Here is a 22,328-nt window from a genome sequence, read left to right as displayed (position 1 = left end):
CGGTCAAGGGCTTCAGCGAACGTCAGGCGGTGATCTCGTCGTCGAGCTCGGCCTCGTCGGAGTCGGACGAGTCGTCACCGTCCGTGAGCGCCCGGGCGTGCCAGGCCTCCCACTCGCCCATGAGCCGACGGATCGCACCGTGGAACCTCGCCGTCGCCGCGCCGGGCGCCGTGTCGCCGAAGTAGTGTCTGGCCCAGTGCGAGAGCCGGGCGCTGGCATCGGGGTCGGCGAGCACGCGCGCCGATTCTGCGACGATGTTCGGCGCGGCGGCAGCCGTGAGCCACTCGCACGCTGACAGATAGCCGTGCGTGTCGATGACGGCGGCGGGATCGACGGGCCGCGTGATGAGCAGCGGCTTGTCGGCTGCGAGGCGGTCGTAGACCATCGCCGAGATGTCGACCACGGCGACATCGGCCGCCGCGAGCTGCCAGCCGAGTTCGGGGCCGTCGTCGTAGACGTGGTGCGCGTCCGGGTCGCGGTCGTTCGCTGCGGCGATCGCGCCGATGATCCGACGGTCGGCGGCCCCGTACGCGGCATCTACGACACCCGAACGGGGATGCGGACGGTAGATCACCCGGTGTTCGTCCGAGCTGAGCAGAGCGTCGATGAGCGCTTCACCGTGCGTCAGGATCGACCCGTAGTGTGCCGAGGGCCGGTCGCCCTCCCAGGTCGGCGCGTACAGCACGACCGTTCGTCCATCGGGCGTGTACGGCAGGACTCCGGAGTAGTGATCGGCTTGCGGGCGCCCGATCTCGATCGTGCGGGCGTCGATGTCGTAGTCCCACAGCACGCGTGACAGGCGCTCCCTCGCGGCTTGCCCCGCCACGAGCGCATAGTCGTAGGCCTTGTACTGGTTCGTCGTCATGTACATCTTGTCCGACTCGCCATGGTTGATGAACACGTGCCAGCGGCGCCCGTACCGGAACATCTGGAAGTTGCGGGTGTTCTGGTTGACGTACAGAACGATGCGGATGTCCTGGGTCGCGAGGTAGCTCTCGAGGTGGCGCACGGTCGGCACGAAGGCGATCGGCAGAGCCTCGTCGGCCAGGAGCGCCCGCGCCCCCGTTGCGGCGCGACTGAGCACGACAACGGGCCAGATCTTCGCGAGTTCAGCGAGCGGCCGGTACCACTGCCGCATCTGGTACATGTTCACTTCGCCGTCGGCGAAGTACACCGCGACGCGGAAATGATCCCTCGGCTGCGACGGGCGAGCCGCCAGCCGACGCCGCACATCGATCGCGGCGGAGCGGTTCGTGACCGCCTTGCGCATGAGCGCGACGGCCTTCTTCACATCCGAGACAACTCCCACCCCTCCAGGGTACCTACGGGCGCGTCTGGCATGATCGATGAGTGCACGAGACCACCGGCCGAGGCAAGGATGCCCCCGCGGTGGAGCCCGGATCAGGCGTCACCTTCGTGATGCCGGTGCTCAACGAACGCGACTACCTCGAGCGCGCCGTCGAGACGGTGCTCGCTCAGGATGTCACCGAGCCGATCGAGATCGTCCTGGCGCTGGGGCCCTCCAGCGACGGCACGACCGAGCTGGCGCACAAGCTCGCCGCCCGCGATCCCCGCATCGTGATCATCGAGAACCCCGCCGCTGATATCCCCGTCGGGCTCAACCTCGCCATCCGCGCCGGCTCGTACCCCACGATCGTCCGCGTCGACGCGCACTCGGAACTCGAACCGGGCTACACCCGCAACGCCCTGGCCCTGCTCGACCGAACGCGCGCCGCCAACGTCGGCGGTGTCATGCGCGCCGACGGGCGAGCGCCCTTCCAGCGCGCCGTCGCGCGGGCCTACAACTCGCCGATCGGTCTGGGTGGGGGCGCCTATCATGGCGGCGCCCAGGCCGGCGAGGCCGAATCCGCCTACCTCGGTGTCATGCGCCGAGCCGTGCTCGATGAAGTCGGCCTCTTCGACGAGTCGATCCGCCGCGGCGAGGACTGGGAACTCAACCTGCGCATCCGCCGCGCCGGGTATCGGGTGTGGTTCGACCCGTCCCTGTCGGTGACGTACTGGCCGCGCGCGAGCTGGTCGCGCCTCGTCCGCCAGTTCTATGCGACCGGCAGGTGGCGCGGCGAACTCGTGCGCCGCTTCGGGCGCGGCAACTCCCTGCGCTTCTTCGCTCCCCCGCTGCTCGTGCTCGCCCTCGCGCTCGCCCTCGTCGTCGGGGTGCTGCAGGCGACGACCGTGCTCAGCGGATGGGTCGGTGCCCTGGCATCCGTCGTCTATCTGCCCCTCGTGGCGTATGCGATCCTCGTCATCGCCGTCGCAGCCGGGCCGGGCGGCGGCACGGGCTGGCGGGACAAGGTGTGGACTCTCGCGGTGCTCCCCTCGATGCATCTGTCCTGGGGCACGGGGTTCATCAGCGGAGTCCTGCGCGGTGCGAACGACACCGTCGACACGTCGCGACTGGGCGACCGGAACACGCCGCTTCCGTAGCGCTAGGCGCGCTCGACGAGGCCCTGATCCAGAATGCGCGTGACGACCCGCTCGGCCGCGTGCCCGTCGTCGCGCGCGTTGAAGCGCTCGCGCCAGCTCGCGTACTTCTGGGCGTATGCGGCGGGGTCGTGGTCGCGCATCGCGGCGACGAGGTCGTCCTGCCTGCTCACGACGGGGCCGGGGGCGCGTGCCGCGAGGTCGAAGTAGAAGCCGCGCAGTTCGCCGCGGTAGTGCTCCATGTCGGGCACAAGGAAGAAGATCGGCTTACCCGTCACGGTGTAGTCGAACATGATCGACGAGTAGTCGGTCACGAGCGCGTCGGCACACAGCAGCAGGAGCGACGTGTCCGGAAAGCCCGTCACGTCCACGACACGCGGGCCGACGGCGTCTGAGCCGGGCGCAAGAGTGCGGGAATGCCCTCGCACGAGCACGACAGCGTCAAGGGCGACGGCGAGCGCCGCCGGATCGAGGAAGTCGACCATCTCTTCGCGGTCGTCTCGCCAGGTGGGCGCGTAGAGCACGACCTTCTCATCGGGCCCGATCCCCAGATCGCGGCGCGTATCCGCGCCGTCACCCCCGGTCACGAGGATGTCGTTGCGCGGATAGCCCTCGACCCAGATCGGTCGACGCAGAAACGCATATGCCTTGCCCAGCATGTGGGCGGCATAGGGGTTCTGGGCGAGCAGCACGTTCCAGCGTCGCGATTCCTTGACGACGGCCGCCATTCGCCGCGGATCGAATCCGGGCCGGTGCAGAGCGAGCCGTTTGAGGGGTGTGCCGTGCCAGGTCTGCAGCACGACCTGGCCGCGGCGACGCGCGAAGCGGCGGCGCAGCCAGTCGTTGACGACGAGCAGGCGGGATGCACCGCGGGCGCGCCACCACTCCGGACTGCCGTCGACGACGGGAATCGCTCCATCGGGGACGGGCACCGAGAGGTCGACGACGCTCCAGTACCGGGTCACGTGCGGCGCACGGCGGGCGAGCTCACGATCGATCGCCAGCGGGTTGCAGCTCGCGTTGCGTCCGTAGAAGCTCTCGAAGAAGACGGCGTTCTCGAGACTCGCCGGCCGTGTCGCGTACCGACGCTCGAGGGCGTCCTGCCCTTCGCCGGAGTCGTAGGCGGGATCGATCGGCGGCCCGATGCGGACCGTGGCTGCGTCAAGGCTCGCGCGCAGCGGACCGAGCTGTGTCAGGGGAAGCGCCTCGATGGCGCCCGGATCGATCCCCGACGCTTCGATCCGGTATGTCCCGATCGGCAGCGGCAGTTCGGGACCGCCCCAGCGCGAGGCGACGAGCGGAACGACGGCCTGCCAGGTCCTGCCCCCACCGGTGATCTCGGCGGATGTCCGCGCACGGGGACCGATGAGATCGACCGATGTCGGCTTCTCCCCCTCACCCGAGAGCACCAGGGCAGGTGAACCCGCAGCAGCATCGAACCTCGCGTCGGTCATCGTCGTCCTCTCCCCCGCGGGCGCCGGGCCAGAATCGCACGGTACACCCTCGCGGCGTTCTCCCCGTCGCGGAAGGCATGAAAGCGCGCGCTCAGGGCGCGCGACAGGCCGCGCCGGCGGGCGTCTTCGCTCTCGTCGCCGAGCAGTCGGGCCAACTGCGCCGTGGCGTCGGCCCACGACGCAGCGACGTCGTCTCCGGCCACGTCGCGATACGCGCCGTAGAACCCGCGGCGTCGTGCGTAGTCGGCCAGATCGGGAGCGAGGTAGACCACCGGCAGCGGCACGAGCGCCGCGTCGAAGGCGAGCGAGGAGTAGTCCGTAACGAGCGCGTCGAGCCCCGGCAGCAGCGGCGTGACGTCAGGCGCGAGGTCGCTGCCCACTGCCCTCACCCGATCGGTCGGGAAGGGCGGCGTGTACTCGCCCGCGCCGAGCGGATGCGACCGCACGAGCAGCACGGCGTCTTCGGCGTCGAGCAGGTCGACGAGGCGGCGCCAATCCGCCGTCGACGGGATCGCGGGGTCAGCGGCCCCGTCGCGCCACGTCGGCGCGTACAGCACGACGCGCGATGATCCGACGTCGCCCACGAGATGCGAGAGCTGGGCGCGGGCGGTCGCGCGGCGCTCGTCGGCGGTGCCCTGCGAGAGCACGTCGACGCGCGGCTCACCCGTCACCGGGACGCGATCATCGCTGAGCGCGAAGGCCGATTCGAGGCGCCCGCGCACGATGTGCGATGCGGCCGGCAGCACGCGGATGCGCTGCGCGGCCCCGCGGAACATCGCACCCAGCGCGCGTCGTGCGACCACCTCGACAGGCCGCAGAACGCCCGGCACGCGCAGAGTCTCGGGTGAGTCGAGCCCGATCCGCTTGAGCGGGATACCGTGCCACAGCTGCACGACGAACGCCCCCGACACGGCGTACCGATTGACGTCGCCGAAGCCGTGCGTCACGACCACGACGCCGGCACGGGCCGTGCGCCAGAAGCCGCGCAGGGTGTTCTTGTACACGTACGGGATGCCGTGAGCCGCGGCATCCGTGGCTTCACGCGCCGATCCGACGAGCCACACCATGTCGTGACCGTCCGCGATCGCGGTCTGCCACAGCGCGAGTGCCCCATCACCGATGCCGGCCCCGCAGCCGAAGACCCACGCATCGCGCGTGCGCGGGATGAGCAGCGTGGCCAGCCGGCCGACGGCGTAGAGCGGGAGGGCGGCGAGCTTCTGGGCATTCCCCGCACCGAACGAGAAGGACGCCACCTCGCGAGCCTATCGCGGGGCGGCGTCCTTCGTCGGGTGCGGTCAGGGCAGCTCGCCGAGCGTCACCTCGGCCGTGCGCGTCTCGCCGTCGCGCACGAACGTGACGGTCGCATCGCTTCCTGCTGCGGCCGCGCGCACCTGGGCGGTGAGGTCGACCGAATCGGTGATGGGGAACCCGTTGAAGCCCGTGACGATGTCGCCCACTTGAAGCCCGCCGTCGGCCGCCGCTCCGCCCTCAACGATCTCCTGGATGTAGGCGCCCGTCATGGACGCGCCCTCCACATAGGCGGCGGCGCTGACGCTCGCGCCCAGCAGGCCGTGCGTCGCGACGCCGTCCTCGATGAGTTCACCCGTGATGCGCTCGACCACGTTCGAAGGGATCGCGAAGCCGACGCCGATCGAGCCTGCGCCGCCCGAGGATCCGCCCGCAGAGGCGATCGCGACGTTGATGCCGATGAGCTTGCCCTCGGCGTCGACGAGCGCACCGCCCGAGTTGCCGGGGTTGATGGCGGCGTCGGTCTGGATGACGGAGATCTTGATGCTCTCGGTGGCCTGACCACCGCCCTGGCCCTGACCGAAGTCGAAGAAGAAGGGAGCATCGCCCTGTTCGCCGCCGTCCCCCTCGTCTTCGGAATCCGGCGCGGCCGCCGAGGCGATCTCGATCGAGCGGTTGAGGGCGCTCACGATGCCTGTCGTGACGGTGCTCGACAGGCCCAAGGGCGCACCGACGGCGATCGCGAGGTCGCCGACGTTGAGGTCGGACGAATCTGCGAACTCGATCGGCGTGAGGCCTTCTGCATCGATGAGCTTGATGACCGCGAGATCGTAGGTGGGGTCGGTTCCCACGACCTCGGCGTCGTAGACGCGGCCGTCCGACGTCGTGACGCGCACGGCCGCACCGCCGGTCGCACCGTCGAGGGTCACGACGTGCGTGTTCGTCACGACGTAGCCGTCGCTCGTGAGCACGACGCCCGAACCCGTGCCCGAGCCGTTGTTGCTGGCGGCCTCGATCGTCACAACACTCGGCACGACCTTCGCGGCGATCGCCGTCGTCTGCTCCACCGCGTCGGTGTTGTTGACCGTGACGGTGCCGGGGCCGACCGCCGGGATCCCGATGCCCGCGCCGAAGAGCTGGAGACCGGCGTAGCTTCCGCCGAGGCCCGCGAGTCCGCCGACGAGCGCGGCAGCGACGATGATCCCCGCCACCTTGCCGGCACCCGACTTCTGCTTCGTGGGAGCTTCGGTTCCGCTGCCCGAACCGGCGAGGGGCACGGTCGGCTGCGTGTCGCCGGGGCGTCCGAACCCGCCACCGTACGGCGGCTGGCCCGCACCCCCCTGACCAGGCGTCGGGGCCTGCGGGCGCTGGGGAGCCGCGTAGCCGGCGTAGGGCTGAGCCGTCGCATAGGCGGGCAGGCGGGGCTGGGCACCGGACTGCAGAACGTAACCGGGGGGCACGGGTCCGGGTGCGACGGGACGCGTCGGCACCCCGGCGTTCGAGGCGCCGGCGGGAGTGCCCGCGGCGTTCGGGCGGGCGACCGGCGCGCTCGGGCTCTGCGCAGCCGCACTCGACCCGGCGGGGTCCTGTGCGGCACCGCTCGTCGGCGCGGGGTCCTGCGGTGCAGCTGCTGCGGGCGCGTCGGACACCGCCGGCGCGGGGTTCTGGGAGGCAGCGTCAGACGCCGATGCCGATGCCGACGGCGCCGGCGGGACGGGCGGCGCCGGGGGCGCGGCATCCGTCGCCCCGGTCTCGGGAGACGACGCGGCAGGCGCAGTGCTCGCCTCGGCCGGCGGCGCCGATGGGGCAGAGGTTTCCAGGGTGGCGTCGACGGGACGGTCGTCGTTCGTGTCGCTCATGAGTACTCCTTCTGCTGACATCATCCACCTTGCCGCGCCCACCTGTGCGTTTCTTATGCCACGGATGGGACGGATCTATGCGATCGGTCTGGATCCGACGGGTACCGTGGAGCACCATGCAGCAGATTCACGGCGCATGGCGCCGCACGGCGCAGGGCGCGGGGCTCGTCGATGCCGACGGCACCATCCGGACGACGATCTTCGCGGAGATGTCGGCGTTGGCCGCCCAGACCGGCGCGATCAATCTCGGTCAGGGGTTCCCCGACGAGGATGGCCCCGCCGAGGTGCTCGAGGCGGCACGTGAGGCGATCGCGAACGGTCTCAACCAGTACGCGCCCGGACGGGGCATGCCCGACCTGCTGCACGCGATCGCCGAGCATCAGGAGCGGTTCCACGGCATCTCGCTGGATCCGCACCGCGACGTGCTCGTGACGGCCGGCGCCACCGAGGCGATCGCCGCCGCCCTGCTCGCACTCACGGGCGCACCCGACGACGAGATCGTCGTCTTCGAGCCGTTCTACGACTCATACGCCGCCGTCACGGCGCTGGCAGGGGCACGGATCGTGCCGGTTCCGCTGCGCTGGCCCGAGTTCCAGCCGGACCTCGACGACCTCCGCCGCGCCGTCACCGATCGCACGCGCGTCATCCTCGTCAACGACCCGCACAACCCCACGGGCGCCGTTTTCACCCGGGAGGTGCGCGAAGAGATCGTGCGCCTCGCCGAGCGGCACGACGCCGTCATCGTGACCGACGAGGTCTACGAGCACCTCGTGTTCGACCAGGCGCACGTGCCGATCGCGACGATGCCGGGCGCCTGGCCGCGCACGCTCACGATCTCATCGGCAGGCAAGACGTTCTCGACGACGGGGTGGAAGATCGGCTGGATCAGCGGGCCGGCCGCACTGATCGACGCCGTCGTCGCCGTCAAGCAGTTCCTGACCTACACAAACGGAACACCGTTCCAGCCCGCGATCGCGACGGGGCTACGACTGCCCGACGAGTTCTTCACGGGGCTCGCCTCGACTCTGCGCGGCAAGCGGGACCTGCTCGGCGACGGACTGCGCGCCGCCGGCTTCGAGGTCTCCGTGCCCGCCGGGTCGTACTTCACCGTCGCCGACGCCGCACCGCTCGGGGCGACGGACGCCGACGAGTTCTGCCGCGATCTGCCGCGTCGCGCGGGCGTCGTCGGCATCCCCCTGACCGCCTTCGTGACGCCCGAGCATCGTCCCGAGTTCGCGACGCTCGTCAGGTTCGCCGCGTGCAAGCGCGTCGACGTGCTGCACGAGGCGGCATCCCGGCTCGCAACCCTCGCCGACTGACGCAGCGTCAGTCGCGCGGCACGACGGCGAACCGCCGCAGCGCGAGCGCGGGATTGACGCGGCGCACGCGCGCGACGGCATCGCGGTCGATGTGCGCGACGGCGACGTCGGTGGCCGTGCCCACCGCGGCGATCTCGATGCCCGTCGGATCGACGATCATCGACAGCCCCACGCCGAGGGGCGGCGGGTGGTCGGCTGCCGCGACGAACAGTGTGTTCTCGATCGCCCGCGCGTGCAGCAGCGTGCGCCAGTGGTGCTCTTTCAGGGGGCCGCGCACCCATTGCGCCGGGACGAGCACGACGTCGGCGCCCGCATCGGCGAGCACCCGCCCGACCTCGGGAAAGCGCACGTCGTAGCAGGTCATGAGCGCGAAGGTGAGCCCGTCGATCTCGAACGTCTGCGGTGCACCGAGCTCGCCCGGTTCGACCCAGTCCGACTCGCGCTGACCGAAGGCGTCGTACAGGTGCGCCTTGCGGTACGTCGCGACGACGCCCGTCCCATCGACCGCGACGACGGTGTTTCGCACACGCCGCGGATCGCCGGCCCGCTCGAGCAGGCCCGCGACGATGTGCAGGTCGTGCGCGGCGGCGAGGCGGGTCAGCGCCTGCGTGAACGCCCCCTCGACGTCCTGCGCATGCTCGGCGAGCGTCGCGTCGAAGGGGTCGACGAAGTAGCTGGAGTACTCCGGGAAGAGCACGAGCTTCGCGCCGCGGGCGGATGCCGCCGCGACGAGCCGGCCGATCAGCTCGAGGTTCGCCTTCTCGTCGGCCGTGGGGGCGAACTGGGCGATCGCGATCGGCGTCGTCTCGGACGGGTTCATGTGTTCTCCTTCGCGGCGTGCCGCGTGCGCACGACGAGGGGCGTGACGATCCACAGCGTAACGAGCAGGACCGCCAGAGCGATCGTCGTGAGGGCGGCGGCACCGGTGTCCAGGACGACGTCGAAGACGAACGCGACGACGCCGAGCAGCAGCGTCGCGACGGTCGCGAGGCACGTGATGAGAGCCACGTGCCCGTAGATGACGACTTCCCGCTTGGCGCGCTGCTGGAACAGGAGTCGATGCAGGGCGACGGGAGCGAGCGCGACGATGGCGCTCAGCGCCGCAAGCACGATGAGCACGAGGTAGAGCACGCGCTGTCCCCCGTCGAGGTCGGAGAACCCCGGTTGGAAGGCCAGGGCGAGCAGGAACCCCGTGAGGATCTGGGAACCCGTCTGCATGACGCGCAGCTCTTGCAGCACGTCGATCCACTGCCGGTCGGCCCGCTCTTCGGGTGACTCGTCGCGCCCGTCATCCCTGTCGTCACGGCGATCGGGATCGTGAGGGGCGGCCATGCCCTCATCCTCCCGCCCGTCGCCACACCCCGGCAACCACGCCTTCCCGCACCGGCGGTCAACGTGCCGCGGAACGCGTGGTAGAGTTATGGACGTGCCGCGGGGTGGAGCAGTTCGGTAGCTCGCTGGGCTCATAACCCAGAGGTCGTAGGTTCAAATCCTGCCCCCGCAACCAGAAGAAGAAGGCGTCCCGGACGGGGCGCCTTCTTCGTTTCCCCGCTCGGCCGCGTGATCCCCCGCTCGGCCCGGGCGTTTCCCGCTCGGCCGCGTGATTCCGGCTAGACCGGGTCGATGACGCGTCCGACGTCGCAGAGGAACCGCGTGATGGTCTCGAGCTCCGATTCGGTGTACTTCTCGGCCACCCCGCGCATGGCGCGCAGTCGCTGGCCGAAGTGGCGATAGAAGGCCTCGCGCGACTCCTGTGTGAGCACGACGATCCGCGCACGCCGGTCGGTCGGGTGCGGACGGCGCTCGAGATGCCCCGACGCCGTCAGTCGGTCCAGCAGCTTCGTCGTCGATGCGGTCGAGATGCGAAGGTGACGCGCGACATCGTGCGGGCTCACGGCCTTCTGCTGCTGCTCGCGCATGATCAGCATTCGCAACGCGGCCAGGTCGGTCGCGTTCATGATCATGTCGCCCTTCAGTCCGCCGTACATGCGGTCCATGGCGTCGCTGAAAGCCCGTATCGCGTTCAAGACGTCCATGACAGCATGGTCATGAGTGGTCTGCGGGTTCCAGGGTTGCGACATGTGGACACTTCCTCCCTTCCCGTTGTAACATCGCCACGAAGGAATTGCTAGCTAAACTAGCAAAAAAACATGGAGGATAGACGGATGCTGGACACCGAGTACGTTGTACTGCTCGACGACGACGGTGAGGCGATCGGCACCGCACCCAAGAGCAGCGTCCACGGTACCGAAACCGCACTGCATTTGGCATTCTCGTGTCACGTCCTCAACGATGAGGGCCAGATTCTCGTGACGCGACGCGCACTCGACAAGAAGACGTGGCCCGGTGTGTGGAGCAATTCCTTCTGCGGCCACCCCCGCCCCGCCGAGCCCCTCATCGCTGCCGTGCATCGGCGCGCCGAATACGAGATCGGTCTGACCCTGACCGACATCGAGCTCGCTCTGCCCCTGTTCCGATACCGCGCGACCGATGCCAACGGCATCGTCGAGCACGAAGTGTGCCCCGTCTACACGGCGCGCGCCGTGGGCGAGCCCACACTGAACCCGCTCGAGGTCGTCGATGCGAAGTGGGTTGACCCTGTCGATCTCGCCGCGTCCCTGCGGACCACGCCGTGGGCGTTCAGCCCGTGGCTCGTTCTGCAGGCTCAGCAGCTGCACCTGTTGAACGGCACCGCCCCCCAGCGACGGGCGTCATGATCACCCTGAGCTCGCGGATCGACATCGACGCCCCCATCGAGGCAGCCCTGAGTCGGCTCCGCGACCGAGCCGCGACGCTCGGGCCGAGCTTCGAGGCGCTCGCCGGCGCCGTCGCGCGGTCCACCGACGGCGGCAAGCGGATGCGGCCACGTCTCGTCGCGGCATCCTTCGAGGCGTTCGGGGGCGATATCGCCACCACGCCCGCCGTCGGGCCCGTTGCGGCCGCGTTCGAGCTGCTGCATGCCGCCTTCGTCGTACACGACGACGTCATCGACCACGACACCGAGCGACGGGGCATTCCCAATGTCACGGGCGAGTTCCGTGCGCGGGCGCTCGACAGCGGGGCGGATGCCGCCGGCTCGGCCCTGCTCGGAGACGCCGCGGGCATCCTCGCGGGCGACCTCCTGCTGCACGAGGCGTCACGTCTCATCGCCCTCGCCGGGCTCCCCCACGACACGCTCGCCCGCATCTACGATCTGCTCGACGACGCCGTGCACGTGTCGGCGGCGGGCGAGCTCGCCGACGTCGAGAACAGCATCACCGACGGCCGAGTGCCCTCTTCGGAGTTGCTCGAGACGGCCTACAACAAGACCGCCGTGTACTCCTTCCGCTCCCCGCTCGCCGCCGGCGCCATTCTGGCCGGCGCCCCCGAGGATGCCCGGCAGGTGCTGCAGCGCATCGGCGGACGCTTGGGCCTCGCCTACCAGCTCGTCGACGATCTCATCGGCGCGTTCGGCGATGCGACGCAGGCGGGCCGTGAGAGCGGCGGCGACCTGCGCGAAGCCAAGCAGACACCGCTCGTGGCTCTCGCCCGGGAGACGGCGCAGTGGACGCGCGTGAGCGACGCTCTGGCCGTGGCATACACGGGACCCATCGCCGTTCGCGACGCGCAGCGTGCCCTCGAAGCCAGTGGCGCACGCGATTCGCTCCGCGAGATGGTCACCGCGACCCTCTCGGATGTGCGCTTCTCGACCGCCGACCCCGTCCTTCCGGCCGAGGCGGGAGCGCTTCTGCGAGACCTCGCCGACCGTATCGAGGAGCGCGTGCCGTGACCGACCGAACCGTCCGCCAGGGCGGCCCGACGGGACTTCGCCTGTATGACCGCACGGCAAATGAGGCGGCCGCCGCCGTCATCTCGGCCTACTCGACCTCGTTCGGACTCGCGGGGCGGCTGCTCGGCCCGCGACCACGGCCGCACGTGCGCAATATCTATGCCCTCGTGCGCATCGCCGACGAGGTCGTCGACGGTCCCGGCGAGGAGTCGGGCCTGACCCCCGACGAGGTGCGCGAGGTCCTCGACGCGCTCGAGGCCGAGACGCTGCGTGCGATCGATCGGGGCTTCAGCGCGAACCTCATCGTGCACGCCTTCGCCCAGACGGCGCGGGAGTGCGGCATCCGTGAGGAACTGGTGCGGCCCTTCTTCCAGTCGATGCGCACCGACATCGCCACGACGCAGCACGATGCCGCATCGCACGACGACTACGTCTACGGCTCGGCCGAAGTCGTGGGCCTCATGTGCCTGCAGGTGTTCGTCAACGCGGGTGCGCGTCGCCCCTCCGATCCGCCGGCCGAGCTCGTCGAAGGCGCGCGGCGCCTCGGCGCGGCCTTCCAGGACGTCAACTTCCTGCGCGACCGCGACCATGACGCGGGCGCGCTCGGACGCGATTACCTCGGAATCGACGGTGCAGAGACGACCCGCGCCGACGTGCTCGACCGCATCGACGCCGATCTCGCCGCCGCGGCATCGGTGATCGGGCTGCTCCCCCGCGACTGCCGCGCCGCCGTGACGGCCGCGCACGACCTGTTCGCAGCGCTGTCGACGCGCCTGCGCGCCTCGGACTCCTCTCAGGGGCGCGTACGCGTGCCCGACCCCGTCAAGGCCGCCATCGCCGCACGCGCGCTGCTGGCCGCCGCACCCCGAAGGACACGCGTATGACCGCCACGACGTCGACCCTCGTCATCGGCGGTGGCATCGCGGGTCTCGCGACCGCAGCCCTGCTCGCCGCCGAGGGGCATCGAGTGACACTCCTCGAGGCTCGCGACGAGCTCGGCGGGCGCGCCGGGTCGTGGGAGCACGAGGGCTTCCGCTTCGACACGGGACCCAGCTGGTACCTCATGCCCGAGGTGTTCGATCACTTCTTCCGGCTGCTCGGCACGAGCGCTGCGGAAGAGCTCGACCTCGTGCGGCTCGACCCGGCCTACCGCGTGTACAGCGAGGGAGCTGAGCTGGTCGACGTGCACTCGGGGCGGGAAGAGGCCGCCGCACTGTTCGAGAGCATCGAGCCCGGTGCCGGCGCCCGCCTCGAGAGCTACCTCGACTCGGCCGCTGACGCCTACGACCTCGCGGTGTCGCGCTTCCTCTATGACACGTACGAGACGACGGCGGGTCTGCGGGACCGCGAGATCGTCAAGCGCCTTCCGACCCTTGCGCCGCTGCTGGTGCGCACCCTCGCCTCGCACGTCGACCGCAGGTTCACCGATCAGCGTCTGCGGCAGATCCTCGGCTATCCGGCCGTCTTCCTCGGCGGCTCGCCGTACGGCGTCCCGAGCCTCTACCACCTCATGAGCCATCTCGACCTCGGCGACGGCGTGCTCTACCCGCGCGGCGGCTTCACCGAGGTCATCGCGGCGGTCGAGCGCTGCGCCCGCGCTCAGGGCGTCGAGATCCGCACGGGCAGCGAAGTGGTCGAGATCCTCACGACGGATGCCACCGCGACCGGAGTCCGCCTGGCCGACGGCACGGTGCTCGACGCCGATCTCGTCGTCTCGACGGCTGATCTGCACCACACAGAGACGAAGCTGCTCCCGCCGAAGCTGCGGTCCTACCCCGAACCCTGGTGGCGCTCGCGCACGCCAAGCCCCGGCGCCCTGCTGGTGATGCTCGGCGTACGCGGACGACTGCCCGAGCTCGCCCACCACACGCTGCTGTTCACAAGCGACTGGCGGACCAACTTCGAGGCGATCTTCGGGAAGGACACGCACATCCCCGACCCCGCGTCGCTCTACGTGTGCCGGCCGAGTGCCACCGACGACTCGGTCGCGCCGCCCGAGCACGAGAACCTCTTCGTGCTCGTTCCCGTCCCCGCCGACCCCGACCTCGGCCACGGCGGAATCGACGGCGCAGGCGACGCCCGGATCGAACGCGCCGCCGACGTCGTGATCGACCAGATCGCCCAGTGGTGCGGCATCCCGGATCTCGCCGAGCGCATCGTGGTGCGCCGCACGGTCGCCCCCGCCGACTTCGAAGCCGATCTGCACGCTTGGCGGGGCAATTCGCTCGGCCTCGCGCACACGCTCGGCCAGAGTGCCGTCTTCCGCCCGCGGAACGTCTCCAAGAAGGTCGACCGGCTCATGTACGCCGGCACGTCGGTCCTGCCGGGGATCGGCCTGCCGATGTGCCTCATCTCTGCGGAACTCATCGTCAAGCGTCTGCGCGGTGACCGCACGCCCGGCCCGTTGCCCACGCCGCGACGTGCGAGAGTGTGAGTGTGCCCGGCCTCTACCTCATCGCGATTCTTCTGAGCGCAGCGGGCATAGCCGCGTTGGACGCGCGCTGGAAGCTCGCGGCATGGCGTACACCCGGACGCACGCTGGTGGCCGTCGCCATCGGCACGGCGTTCTTCCTCGCGTGGGATGCCGCCGGGATCGCCCTCGGCGTCTTCGTCAAGGGCGACAGCCCCCTGCTGCTGGGGATCGACCTCGCCCCGCACCTGCCGGTGGAAGAGCCCGTCTTCCTCGCCTTCCTCTGCTACCTGAGCCTCGTCGCCTACGCCGCTGCTGAGCGCTTCGTCGCGCGTCGGCGCGCCGCTGCAGAGACGAGCGGAACCTCATGACCTATCCCCTGCTCCTCGTGCCGTTCGTCGCCGTCACGGCGTTCGTCGTGCTCTCCACGATCCGCCGTCCCGGCTTCGGCCAGAGGATGGCGGCCTCGGGGATCGCCGCCCTCGTGCTGGTCATCCTGACCGCGGTCTTCGACAACCTCATGATCGCAGCGGACCTCTTCACCTATCCCGAAGAGCACGTGAGCGGCATCCGCATCGGGCTCGCCCCGATCGAGGACTTCTCCTACGCCGTGTGCGCCGCCTTCCTCGTGCCGGCCGTGCACACGCTGCTGGCCCGAACCGAACCCCGAGAGGCATGATGCGCGCCCGCACCGTCCTGACGCAGCTGTTCGTCTCGTCTCGGCCCGTCAGCTGGATCAACACGGCCTATCCCTTCGCGGCGGCCTACCTGCTCACGACCCGGTCGATCGATGCCACCCTCATCATCGGCACGCTGTTCTTCCTGGTCCCCTACAACCTCGCCATGTACGGGATCAACGATGTGTTCGATTACGAATCCGACCTGCGCAATCCGCGCAAGGGCGGAGCGCACGGCGCGATCCTCGACCGCCACCTGCACCGGGCCACCCTGTGGGCTGCGGCACTCACGTCGCTGCCGTTCGTCATCTACCTCGTCATCGTGGGCTCGCCCCTGTCGTGGCTCGTGCTCGCGGCGAGCCTCTTCTTCGTCGTGTTCTACAGCGCGCCGCCGCTCCGGCTGAAGGAAGTCCCCTTCGCCGACTCGGTCACCAGCAGCATCCACTTCTTCTCGCCGGCCGTGTACGCGCTCGTCCTCGCGGGCGCGACCTGGACGTGGCAGCTCGTGGCGATCATCGTCGCGTTCGGGCTGTGGGGCGTCGCCTCGCATGCCTTCGGCGCGGTGCAGGACGTCATGGCCGACCGCGAAGCCGGCATCGCCTCGATCGCGACGGTCCGCGGTGCTCGATGGACGGTGTGGTTCGCGCTCGTCGCCTATGCCGCAGCCGGCCTCGTGATGCTCGCGACGGCGTGGCCCGGACCTCTCGCGGCGATCGTCGTCCTGCCCTACCTCGCCACGGTGTGGCCGCATCGCCGCGTGACGGATGCGACGGCGAACACGGCGACCCGGGGCTGGGACCGTTTCCTCTGGCTCAACCAGTTCGCCGGCTTCGTCGTGACGCTGCTGCTCATCTGGTACGCGATCATCACCGCCTGAACGGTCGCGGCGCCCCGGCGCTCAGCCGGGGCGTACGCAGACTCGGCCTCTGCGCTCGCAGGGCAGATTTCGTGGTCCTGCCGTGCGCGTGAGCGACGCCGGCGGCGCCGGGAACGAGCCCCCGGAACGACGAATGCCCCCGCCGGTGAGGCGGGGGCATTCGTCGTTCGATCAGCGCTCGCCGAAGGCGATGAGCTTCTCGACCGCGGCGGTCAGTCGCTCATCCGCCTCGGCGAAGGCGGTGAGGTCACCGGCCTGCAGCGCCGTGTTGCGGTCGAGCATGGCCTGACGGGCCTCTTCGAGGGCCGTCGCGTAGTCACCTGCGGGCGGTGTGGGCGCGGGCGTGTCGGTGCCGGGCTCCGTCGGGCTCGGCGTCGGGGTGGGCGTCGGAACGGGGGTCTCGCCCTCGTCGGGCACGACCTCGCCGTCACCCGTCGTCGCGCCGGAATCGCCTCCGAACAGCGAGTCGAGGGCTTCGCTCAGGGTGTCCTCGAAGGCGATGTCATCACCGAACGCGACGAGCACCTTGCGCAGCTGCGGCAACTGGGTGCCCTCGGCCGCCTGAACGAAGACAGGCTGCACATAGAGCAGTCCACCGCCCACGGGCAGGGTCAACAGGTTTCCGTTGAGCACCTCGGACTGGCCGATCGTGAGCACGTTGATCTGCTGCGACACCGTGGGATCCGAGTCGAAGCGGTTCTGCACCTGCCCGGGGCCGGGCACCGTCGTCTCGGCTGCGATCTCGAGCATCCGCAGCTTGCCGTAGTCCTCGCCCTTGACTCCCGCTTCACTGCCGGCATTCGAATCGGCAGCGAGGTAGCCCATCAGAACGTTACGGCTCTCGGCCCCCGTCGAGGAGGACGGGATGAAGGTCGTGAACATCGAGAACGAGGGGTCCCGCTGTCCAGGCATCTGCATCGTCAGGTAATACGGCGGCTGCAGAGCGTTCTCGTTCTGCGGATCAGCCGGGGTCGCCCAGGCGTTGTCGCGCTCGTAGAACGACTGTGCGTCGTCGACGTGGTACACCTGCAGCATCGCGCGCTGCACCTTGAACAGGTCGGTGGGGTACCGCACGTGCGAGATGAGATCAGCCGGCATGTCCGCGATCGGCTTGATCTCGGTCGGGTACACGTTCTGCCAGGTCTGCAGCACCGGGTCCTCTGGCTCCCACGCGTACAGCGTGACCGAGCCGTCGTAGGCGTCGACAGTCGCCTTGACCGAGTTGCGGATGTAGTTGATGTCATCGAGCGCGAAACGCGGCTGCGTGTTGTTCGAGTCGGCGATCGCCTCAGACAGCGACACGGTCGTCGAGTACGGGTAGTTCGAACTCAGCGTGTAGCCGTCGACGACCCACTTGATCCGTCCGTCCACGACCGTGGGGTAAGGGTCGCGGTCGAGTTCGAGATACGGAGCGACCTTCGAGACGCGCGCGAGCGGGTGGCGGTCGTAGAGGATCTGCGACTCGGCGTTCACGCCGTCGGCGAAGAGGATCTGCTCGGACTGGAACTTCAGCGCGTAGATGAGGCGGTTGAAGACGTTGCCGACCGAGGGGCCGCCGTCGCCGTCGAACGTCGTGCGCGGTCCGGCGTTGCCGTCACTGCCCGACGGGTAGTCGAGCTCGATCGGGTCGGTGCCCTCGGGGGCGCCCACGATCGAGTACGTCGGCGAGGATTCGCCGAAGTACACGCGCGGCTGGAAGTCGGGGATCTCCGAGAGGAAGCCCGAGGCCGGGATGCCGCGCTCGAGGAAGACGGGGTTGCCGTCGGCCGTGCGCTCGTTGCCGGCCGCGGCGATCATGCCGTAGCCGTGCGTGTACACGAGCGTCTCGTTGACCCACGACGATCCCGCGCCGAGCTGGTCGACGTTGAGCTCCCGGACCGCGACGATCGTGTCCTGCATCTCGCCGTCGATCTCGTAGCGGTCGACGTCGAGGGGGTTCTGGAACTGGTAGTACGGGCGGTACTGCTCGAGCTGGCGCACCGTCGGGCCGATGATCGCGGGGTCCATGATGCGGATCTGCGTCGTCGTGGCGGCGTCGGCGCGCAGCTGGCCTGCATCCGCCGTGGTCTCGGCTGTGAACTCGGTCTTCTCGAGTCCGTCGATCCCGTACGCGGCCTTCGTGCCATCGAGGTTGCGCTGGTAGAACTCACGCTCGTACGCGGCCTGGTTGGGCTGCACCTGGAAGGTCGTGACGACCCACGGGTAGCCGACGCCCAGGACGAGAGCCACGATCACCAGCAGCGCCGTGCCGATGAGGGGGAAGCGCCAGCGGCCGATGACGGCCGTGACGAAGAACAGGATCGCGACGATGACGGCGGCGATCGCGAGGATCATCTGCCCCTGGATGACGGCGTTGACCTCGGTGTATCCGGGACCGGTGATCCGCCCGTCTGCGCCGGGCTGCACGAGCGTCATATATCGGTCGATCCACAGGCTCACACCCTGCACGAGCAGGTAGAGACCGGCCAGAACGGCGAGCTGGATGCGCGCCGACTTCGAGATGCGCAGCTCCTTCTGGCCGATGCGCACCGAGCCGTACAGGTAGGACACGAGGGCCGTGACGAGCAGGCAGATGAGCACAGTGGCCGAGACGAAGCCGACGACGGCGGCGTAGAACGGCAGCGCGAACATGTAGAAGCCCGAGTCCAGACCGAACTGAGGGTCCTTGTCGTTCGTGGCGACGCCGTTGATCCACATCCACGTGGTCTGCCACTGCGCCGACGCCGAGAAGCCGGCGAAGAAGCCGAAGAACACCGGGATGCCCCACATCGCGAGGCGACGCAGCGGCTCGACGACTTCCTGGTAGCGGTCCAGCTGCGAGCTGAGCCGCGCATACACGGGTCGCAGGCGATAGGCGAGCTGGATGGCTCCCCACACGGGGAGCGCCATGCCGAGGAATCCGACGACGAACATGATGACGCGCGCGGTCCACTCCGTCAGGAGGACACCGTTGAATCCGAGTTGCTCGTACCATAGCCACTCGGAATAGAGGCTCGCGAAGATGAAGAACGCCACCACGAGGGCGGCGATGATCGCCAGCGATATCGCGAGGATTCTGCGGGAATGGGGGGGCGTGGCCTGGGTCGGCGCTGAGGTCGTGGTCACACAGCCATCCTACGCGGCAGGATTCCGGGGTTCGGCCGAGTCAGCCGAACGAGACCGCGCTCAGCCGCTCGTGCAGGTCGGCAGAGCGTCGAGATCGCCGTCCTCGCGGACCGTCTCGAGAACATCCAGCGCGTCGTCGAGCGTTTCGACGGCGAAGACCCGCAGCCCATCGGGCACGTAGCCAACCACGTCATCGCAATTGGCCTGCGGCGCGAGGAACCAGTCGGCACCGGCGTCGAGGGCCCCCCACATCTTCTGGCGGATGCCGCCGATCGGACCGACGGCGCCTTCGGCGGAGATCGTGCCGGTTCCGGCGAAGCTCTCGCCGCCGGTCAGCTCGCCCGGGGTCAGGACGTCCATGATTCCCAGCGCGAACATCATGCCCGCGCTCGGGCCGCCGACGTTGTCGATCTGGATCGTCACATCGAAGGGGAAGTCGTACTCGTTGGTGAGGGTGACCCCGATGCGCCACGCGGCACCATCGGCGGTCTCGGTCTCGCGCGGAGTGAGCTGGAGCGTCTGCGGCGTTCCATCGCGTTCGATCTCGAGCGATATCGTCGCGCCGTCGCCCGCCTCGACGAGGGTGCGCAGCGCCGTGGCATCCGCGACCGTCTCGCCGTCGGCGGTGAGGATGACGTCGCCCTCTTCGAGCACGCCGTCGGCGGCGGAATCGGGGGCGACAGCGTGCACGATCAGTGTCCGGCCGACGTCCTCGCCGAGCTCGATGAGGGCCGCCGCGGTCGCCTCCTGCTGCGAGTCGACCATGAGGGCCGTGCTCTCCTCGGTGCGCTCCTCGCTCGTCTGCCCCTCGGGGAAGACCGCGTCGATCGGCAGGACGGCGCGGGTCTGGTCGAACCAGGCGAGCGCCAGCTCGAACCACGACGGAGTCCGTTCGCGGTTGCCGACGACCTGCACCGTGAGCAGGTCCAGGGCGCCCGAGGTCTCGTAGGTCTGCGCACCCTCGACCGAGATGAGCGGCACGTCCTCGCCGTCGGAGGTCTGCGCCGTACCGAGGGTGTTGTAGACGGGGCCCGGTCGCTGCACGACGTACGACGTCGGCAGGAAGGTGAGCACGAGCAGCACGACCATCGCCAGGGCGAGCGCCCACAGACCCGCGACCATGCCGCCGGTCAGCCGACGCCGGCGTGGACGGATCGAGACGTTCTCATCGAAGAGCGCCACGGCGGAACCTTCCTGTGCCTGGTCGTTCGCGACCGGCGTAAGGCGTTTAGCGTGGTGCCGGGGGGTGCGAGGGGATGCTGCGACTAGCGTAGATCCTGACGTCATGAACCGGCTGAAAGGCGCCTGAAGTGTCTGATGACGACCGCAATCCCGAAGACGACCTGCAGGAGCTGATGCGTCAGCTGTTCGGAGGCGGAAGCCCCGATTTCAGCGCGGAGAAGCTGTCCGAGCTGACCGGGATGCAGATCGATCCCGCCATGATGCAGAAGGTCATGGGCCACCTGCAGGGTGTGTTCGGAGGCGGCGGCGAGGACATCTCGTGGGACACCGCCCGCCGCCAGGCGCTGCACATCGCCAATCAGGACGGTCTCGGCGTGACGACCGGCGAACGCACAGACCTCGACCAGGCGTTCGCGCTCGCGACGCTGTGGCTGAGCGAGGCGACGACGATCTCGGATCTGGCCGTTGCACCCCGCGCCATCACGCGCGGCGCATGGGTCGAAGCGACGATGCCGGTCTGGCAGGAGCTCGCCGCGCCCGTCGCGACCAGCATGGCCGACGCGATGACGTCCGCGCTCAGCGAGCAGGCGCCCGATGACATGCAGGGCATGATCGAGGGCGCGGGCAGACTCATGCGCATGGTCGGCGGCTCGCTCTTCGCGGCGCAGCTGGGCCAGGTCGTCGGCAACCTGTCGAAAGAGGTCGTCTCCGGCGGCGACGTCGGCATCCCGCTCATGCCCGACGGAGAAGCCGCGATCCTGCCGCAGAACTTCGCCGACTTCGGTCGAGACCTCGAGATCCCCCACGACCAGCTCGCTCTGTTCGTCGCGACGCGCGAACTCGCCCACGCGCGACTGTTCCGCCACGCGCGCTGGCTGCGCCTGCACGTCATCTCGCAGGTGACCGAATTCGCCCGCGGAGTGCACGTCGACACCGACGCGCTCGAAGACCTCGCGGCGCGCTTCGATCCCTCTCAGCCCGACGAGCTGCGTCAGGCGATCGAGAGTGGAGCGCTGCTCCCCCAGCGCTCCGAAGCCCAGACTGCCGCCCTCACGCGCCTCGAGAACCTGCTCGCCACGGTCGAGGGCTGGGTCGATGTCGTGACCGAGCAGGCGCTCGCGCGCCTGCCGTCGGTCGACCGCATCTCAGAGGTCGTGCGGCGTCGCCGTGCCGTCGGCGGTCCCGCCGAGCGGGCGCTCGGATCGCTCGTCGGGCTCGAACTGCGCCCGCGCCGCATGCGGGAGGCCGCCGCGATGTGGCGCGCCGTGACCGACGCCGTCGGTGTCGCCGAGCGAGACGCGCTGTGGGACTACCCCGACCTCATGCCGACCGCCGAGGACATCGACGATCCCGCCGGCCTGGTCGCCCGGCTCGAGGCACGCGCACGAGGCGAAGAGCCGGTGCGCGACGAGATGGACGACGCGCTCGAGCGGCTGCTCGCGGGCGAAGAGCCCGATGACGACGGCGACGGCACCCCCGAGGACAGCCGACCCGTCTGACACGATCGGCTCCTCCCCAGGCCATTGGCCTGTGGATGGCCGCCGCGGAGACGCGACCGCGGGGCATGATCTCGTCATGTTCCGCCTCGACCCCGCACATCCCGTCGTCTGGCGCACGCCGTCGAGCCTGCAGTTCGGCGCCGACGCGGTCGTCGTCCTGCACGACCCCACGCCCTGGCAGGAGCGACTCGTGCGCGAGCTCGAGATCGGCGTCCCCGATTCAGCGGTCGACCCCGTCGCGCTCTCCCTCGGTGCCCCCAAGGGCGGAGCCGACGCGCTGCTCGCGCGGCTGCGCCCCGTCCTGCTCGACGACACGCCGCTCCTGCACGTGCGCGCCCTGGTCACGGCAGCAGGGGCGGTCAGTGACGACGTCGTGTCGTCCGTGTCGACGGGCCTCGCTGCGGCGGGGGTGCAGCTCATCGACGACCCCGCGGACGGGCTCGCCGACCTCGCCGTCGTGATCGCATATCACGCCATCGAACCGCGT

19 protein-coding genes and 1 tRNA gene are annotated in these 22,328 nt (G+C 69.7%); 11 read left to right on the top strand and 9 right to left on the bottom strand.

Annotation, left to right across the window (positions count from 1 at the left end; translation table 11 throughout):
* Positions 1–22: 22 nt before the first annotated feature.
* Positions 23–1,309, bottom strand: coding sequence for a CDP-glycerol glycerophosphotransferase family protein (locus tag AC25YV_RS11690; RefSeq protein ID WP_488124011.1), 1,287 nt, complete (start codon positions 1,307–1,309; stop codon positions 23–25).
* 110 nt (positions 1,310–1,419) lie between these two features.
* Between AC25YV_RS11690 and AC25YV_RS11685 the strand changes: the two genes are divergently transcribed.
* Positions 1,420–2,445: a glycosyltransferase gene (locus tag AC25YV_RS11685; RefSeq protein WP_488124051.1), complete on the top strand. Its 1,026-nt coding sequence runs from the start codon at positions 1,420–1,422 to the stop codon at positions 2,443–2,445.
* 2 nt (positions 2,446–2,447) lie between these two features.
* Here the strand turns inward: AC25YV_RS11685 and AC25YV_RS11680 are convergent, their stop codons facing one another.
* Genes AC25YV_RS11680 through AC25YV_RS11670 form a run of 3 tightly spaced genes read right to left on the bottom strand, consistent with a single transcriptional unit; the run spans position 2,448 to position 7,003 of the window.
* Positions 2,448–3,896: a CDP-glycerol glycerophosphotransferase family protein gene (locus tag AC25YV_RS11680; protein WP_488124010.1), complete on the bottom strand. Its 1,449-nt coding sequence runs from the start codon at positions 3,894–3,896 to the stop codon at positions 2,448–2,450.
* Complete coding sequence (locus tag AC25YV_RS11675; RefSeq protein ID WP_488124009.1) at positions 3,893–5,149, bottom strand: CDP-glycerol glycerophosphotransferase family protein; 1,257 nt, start codon at positions 5,147–5,149, stop codon at positions 3,893–3,895. The genes AC25YV_RS11680 and AC25YV_RS11675 overlap by 4 nt, the downstream gene beginning before the upstream one ends.
* A gap of 42 nt (positions 5,150–5,191) precedes the next feature.
* Positions 5,192–7,003 carry a S1C family serine protease gene (locus tag AC25YV_RS11670; protein WP_488124008.1) on the bottom strand — a complete coding sequence of 604 codons (1,812 nt, stop codon included), beginning with the start codon at positions 7,001–7,003 and terminating at the stop codon, positions 5,192–5,194.
* A gap of 116 nt (positions 7,004–7,119) precedes the next feature.
* Here AC25YV_RS11670 and AC25YV_RS11665 point away from each other — a divergent pair, with 116 nt between their 5' ends.
* Positions 7,120–8,322: an aminotransferase class I/II-fold pyridoxal phosphate-dependent enzyme gene (locus AC25YV_RS11665; RefSeq protein WP_488124007.1), complete on the top strand. Its 1,203-nt coding sequence runs from the start codon at positions 7,120–7,122 to the stop codon at positions 8,320–8,322.
* A 7-nt stretch (positions 8,323–8,329) separates the two neighbouring features.
* On the opposite strand, the gene AC25YV_RS11660 is transcribed toward AC25YV_RS11665, so the two are convergent.
* Both AC25YV_RS11660 and AC25YV_RS11655 read right to left on the bottom strand, forming a co-directional pair.
* Entirely contained in the window at positions 8,330–9,142 is an 813-nt protein-coding gene (locus tag AC25YV_RS11660; RefSeq protein ID WP_488124006.1) for a carbon-nitrogen hydrolase family protein, read from the bottom strand.
* The gene (locus AC25YV_RS11655) at positions 9,139–9,654 is read right to left on the bottom strand and encodes a DUF6328 family protein (RefSeq protein WP_488124005.1); all 516 of its coding nucleotides are present in this window, start codon (positions 9,652–9,654) and stop codon (positions 9,139–9,141) included. Before AC25YV_RS11655 ends, AC25YV_RS11660 begins: the two co-directional genes overlap by 4 nt.
* Before the next feature lie 98 nt (positions 9,655–9,752).
* Here AC25YV_RS11655 and AC25YV_RS11650 point away from each other — a divergent pair.
* Positions 9,753–9,829: transfer RNA gene (locus tag AC25YV_RS11650), tRNA-Met, on the top strand.
* Between the two features lie 103 nt (positions 9,830–9,932).
* Here AC25YV_RS11650 and AC25YV_RS11645 read toward each other — a convergent pair.
* Positions 9,933–10,358, bottom strand: a complete 426-nt coding sequence (locus tag AC25YV_RS11645) for a MarR family winged helix-turn-helix transcriptional regulator (protein ID WP_488124004.1) — start codon at positions 10,356–10,358, stop codon at positions 9,933–9,935.
* Between the two features lie 129 nt (positions 10,359–10,487).
* Between AC25YV_RS11645 and idi the strand changes: the two genes are divergently transcribed.
* From idi to AC25YV_RS11610, 7 genes are read left to right on the top strand one after another with little or no spacing between them, the layout of a single operon-like run.
* Positions 10,488–11,039: an isopentenyl-diphosphate Delta-isomerase gene (idi, locus tag AC25YV_RS11640; RefSeq protein WP_488124003.1), complete on the top strand. Its 552-nt coding sequence runs from the start codon at positions 10,488–10,490 to the stop codon at positions 11,037–11,039.
* Entirely contained in the window at positions 11,036–12,091 is a 1,056-nt protein-coding gene (locus tag AC25YV_RS11635) for a polyprenyl synthetase family protein (protein WP_488124002.1), read from the top strand. The genes idi and AC25YV_RS11635 overlap by 4 nt, the downstream gene beginning before the upstream one ends.
* On the top strand, positions 12,088–12,975 hold the full coding sequence (locus tag AC25YV_RS11630; RefSeq protein ID WP_488124001.1) for a phytoene/squalene synthase family protein: 888 nt from the start codon (positions 12,088–12,090) through the stop codon (positions 12,973–12,975). Before AC25YV_RS11635 ends, AC25YV_RS11630 begins: the two co-directional genes overlap by 4 nt.
* On the top strand, positions 12,972–14,525 hold the full coding sequence (crtI, locus tag AC25YV_RS11625; RefSeq protein ID WP_488124000.1) for a phytoene desaturase family protein: 1,554 nt from the start codon (positions 12,972–12,974) through the stop codon (positions 14,523–14,525). The genes AC25YV_RS11630 and crtI overlap by 4 nt, the downstream gene beginning before the upstream one ends.
* Positions 14,526–14,527: 2 nt before the next feature.
* Positions 14,528–14,872, top strand: coding sequence for a lycopene cyclase domain-containing protein (locus AC25YV_RS11620; protein ID WP_488123999.1), 345 nt, complete (start codon positions 14,528–14,530; stop codon positions 14,870–14,872).
* The gene (locus AC25YV_RS11615; protein ID WP_488123998.1) at positions 14,869–15,180 is read left to right on the top strand and encodes a lycopene cyclase domain-containing protein; all 312 of its coding nucleotides are present in this window, start codon (positions 14,869–14,871) and stop codon (positions 15,178–15,180) included. The genes AC25YV_RS11620 and AC25YV_RS11615 overlap by 4 nt, the downstream gene beginning before the upstream one ends.
* Positions 15,180–16,055: a prenyltransferase gene (locus AC25YV_RS11610; protein WP_488124050.1), complete on the top strand. Its 876-nt coding sequence runs from the start codon at positions 15,180–15,182 to the stop codon at positions 16,053–16,055. The genes AC25YV_RS11615 and AC25YV_RS11610 overlap by 1 nt, the downstream gene beginning before the upstream one ends.
* Positions 16,056–16,226: 171 nt before the next feature.
* Here AC25YV_RS11610 and AC25YV_RS11605 read toward each other — a convergent pair whose 3' ends face one another.
* Together AC25YV_RS11605 and AC25YV_RS11600 are read right to left on the bottom strand one after the other, a co-directional pair.
* The gene (locus tag AC25YV_RS11605) at positions 16,227–19,160 is read right to left on the bottom strand and encodes a UPF0182 family membrane protein (RefSeq protein WP_488123997.1); all 2,934 of its coding nucleotides are present in this window, start codon (positions 19,158–19,160) and stop codon (positions 16,227–16,229) included.
* Positions 19,161–19,220: 60 nt separating this feature from the next.
* Positions 19,221–20,342: a YlbL family protein gene (locus AC25YV_RS11600; protein ID WP_488123996.1), complete on the bottom strand. Its 1,122-nt coding sequence runs from the start codon at positions 20,340–20,342 to the stop codon at positions 19,221–19,223.
* A gap of 173 nt (positions 20,343–20,515) precedes the next feature.
* Between AC25YV_RS11600 and AC25YV_RS11595 the strand changes: the two genes are divergently transcribed.
* Positions 20,516–21,841, top strand: a complete 1,326-nt coding sequence (locus AC25YV_RS11595; protein ID WP_488124049.1) for a zinc-dependent metalloprotease — start codon at positions 20,516–20,518, stop codon at positions 21,839–21,841.
* Positions 21,842–22,328 lie beyond the last annotated feature (487 nt).

The organism is Microbacterium sp. Y832 (assembly GCF_057669765.1).
Note: the sequence above shows the minus strand (reverse complement) of the source record. Positions and strands in the feature narration are given on the sequence as shown.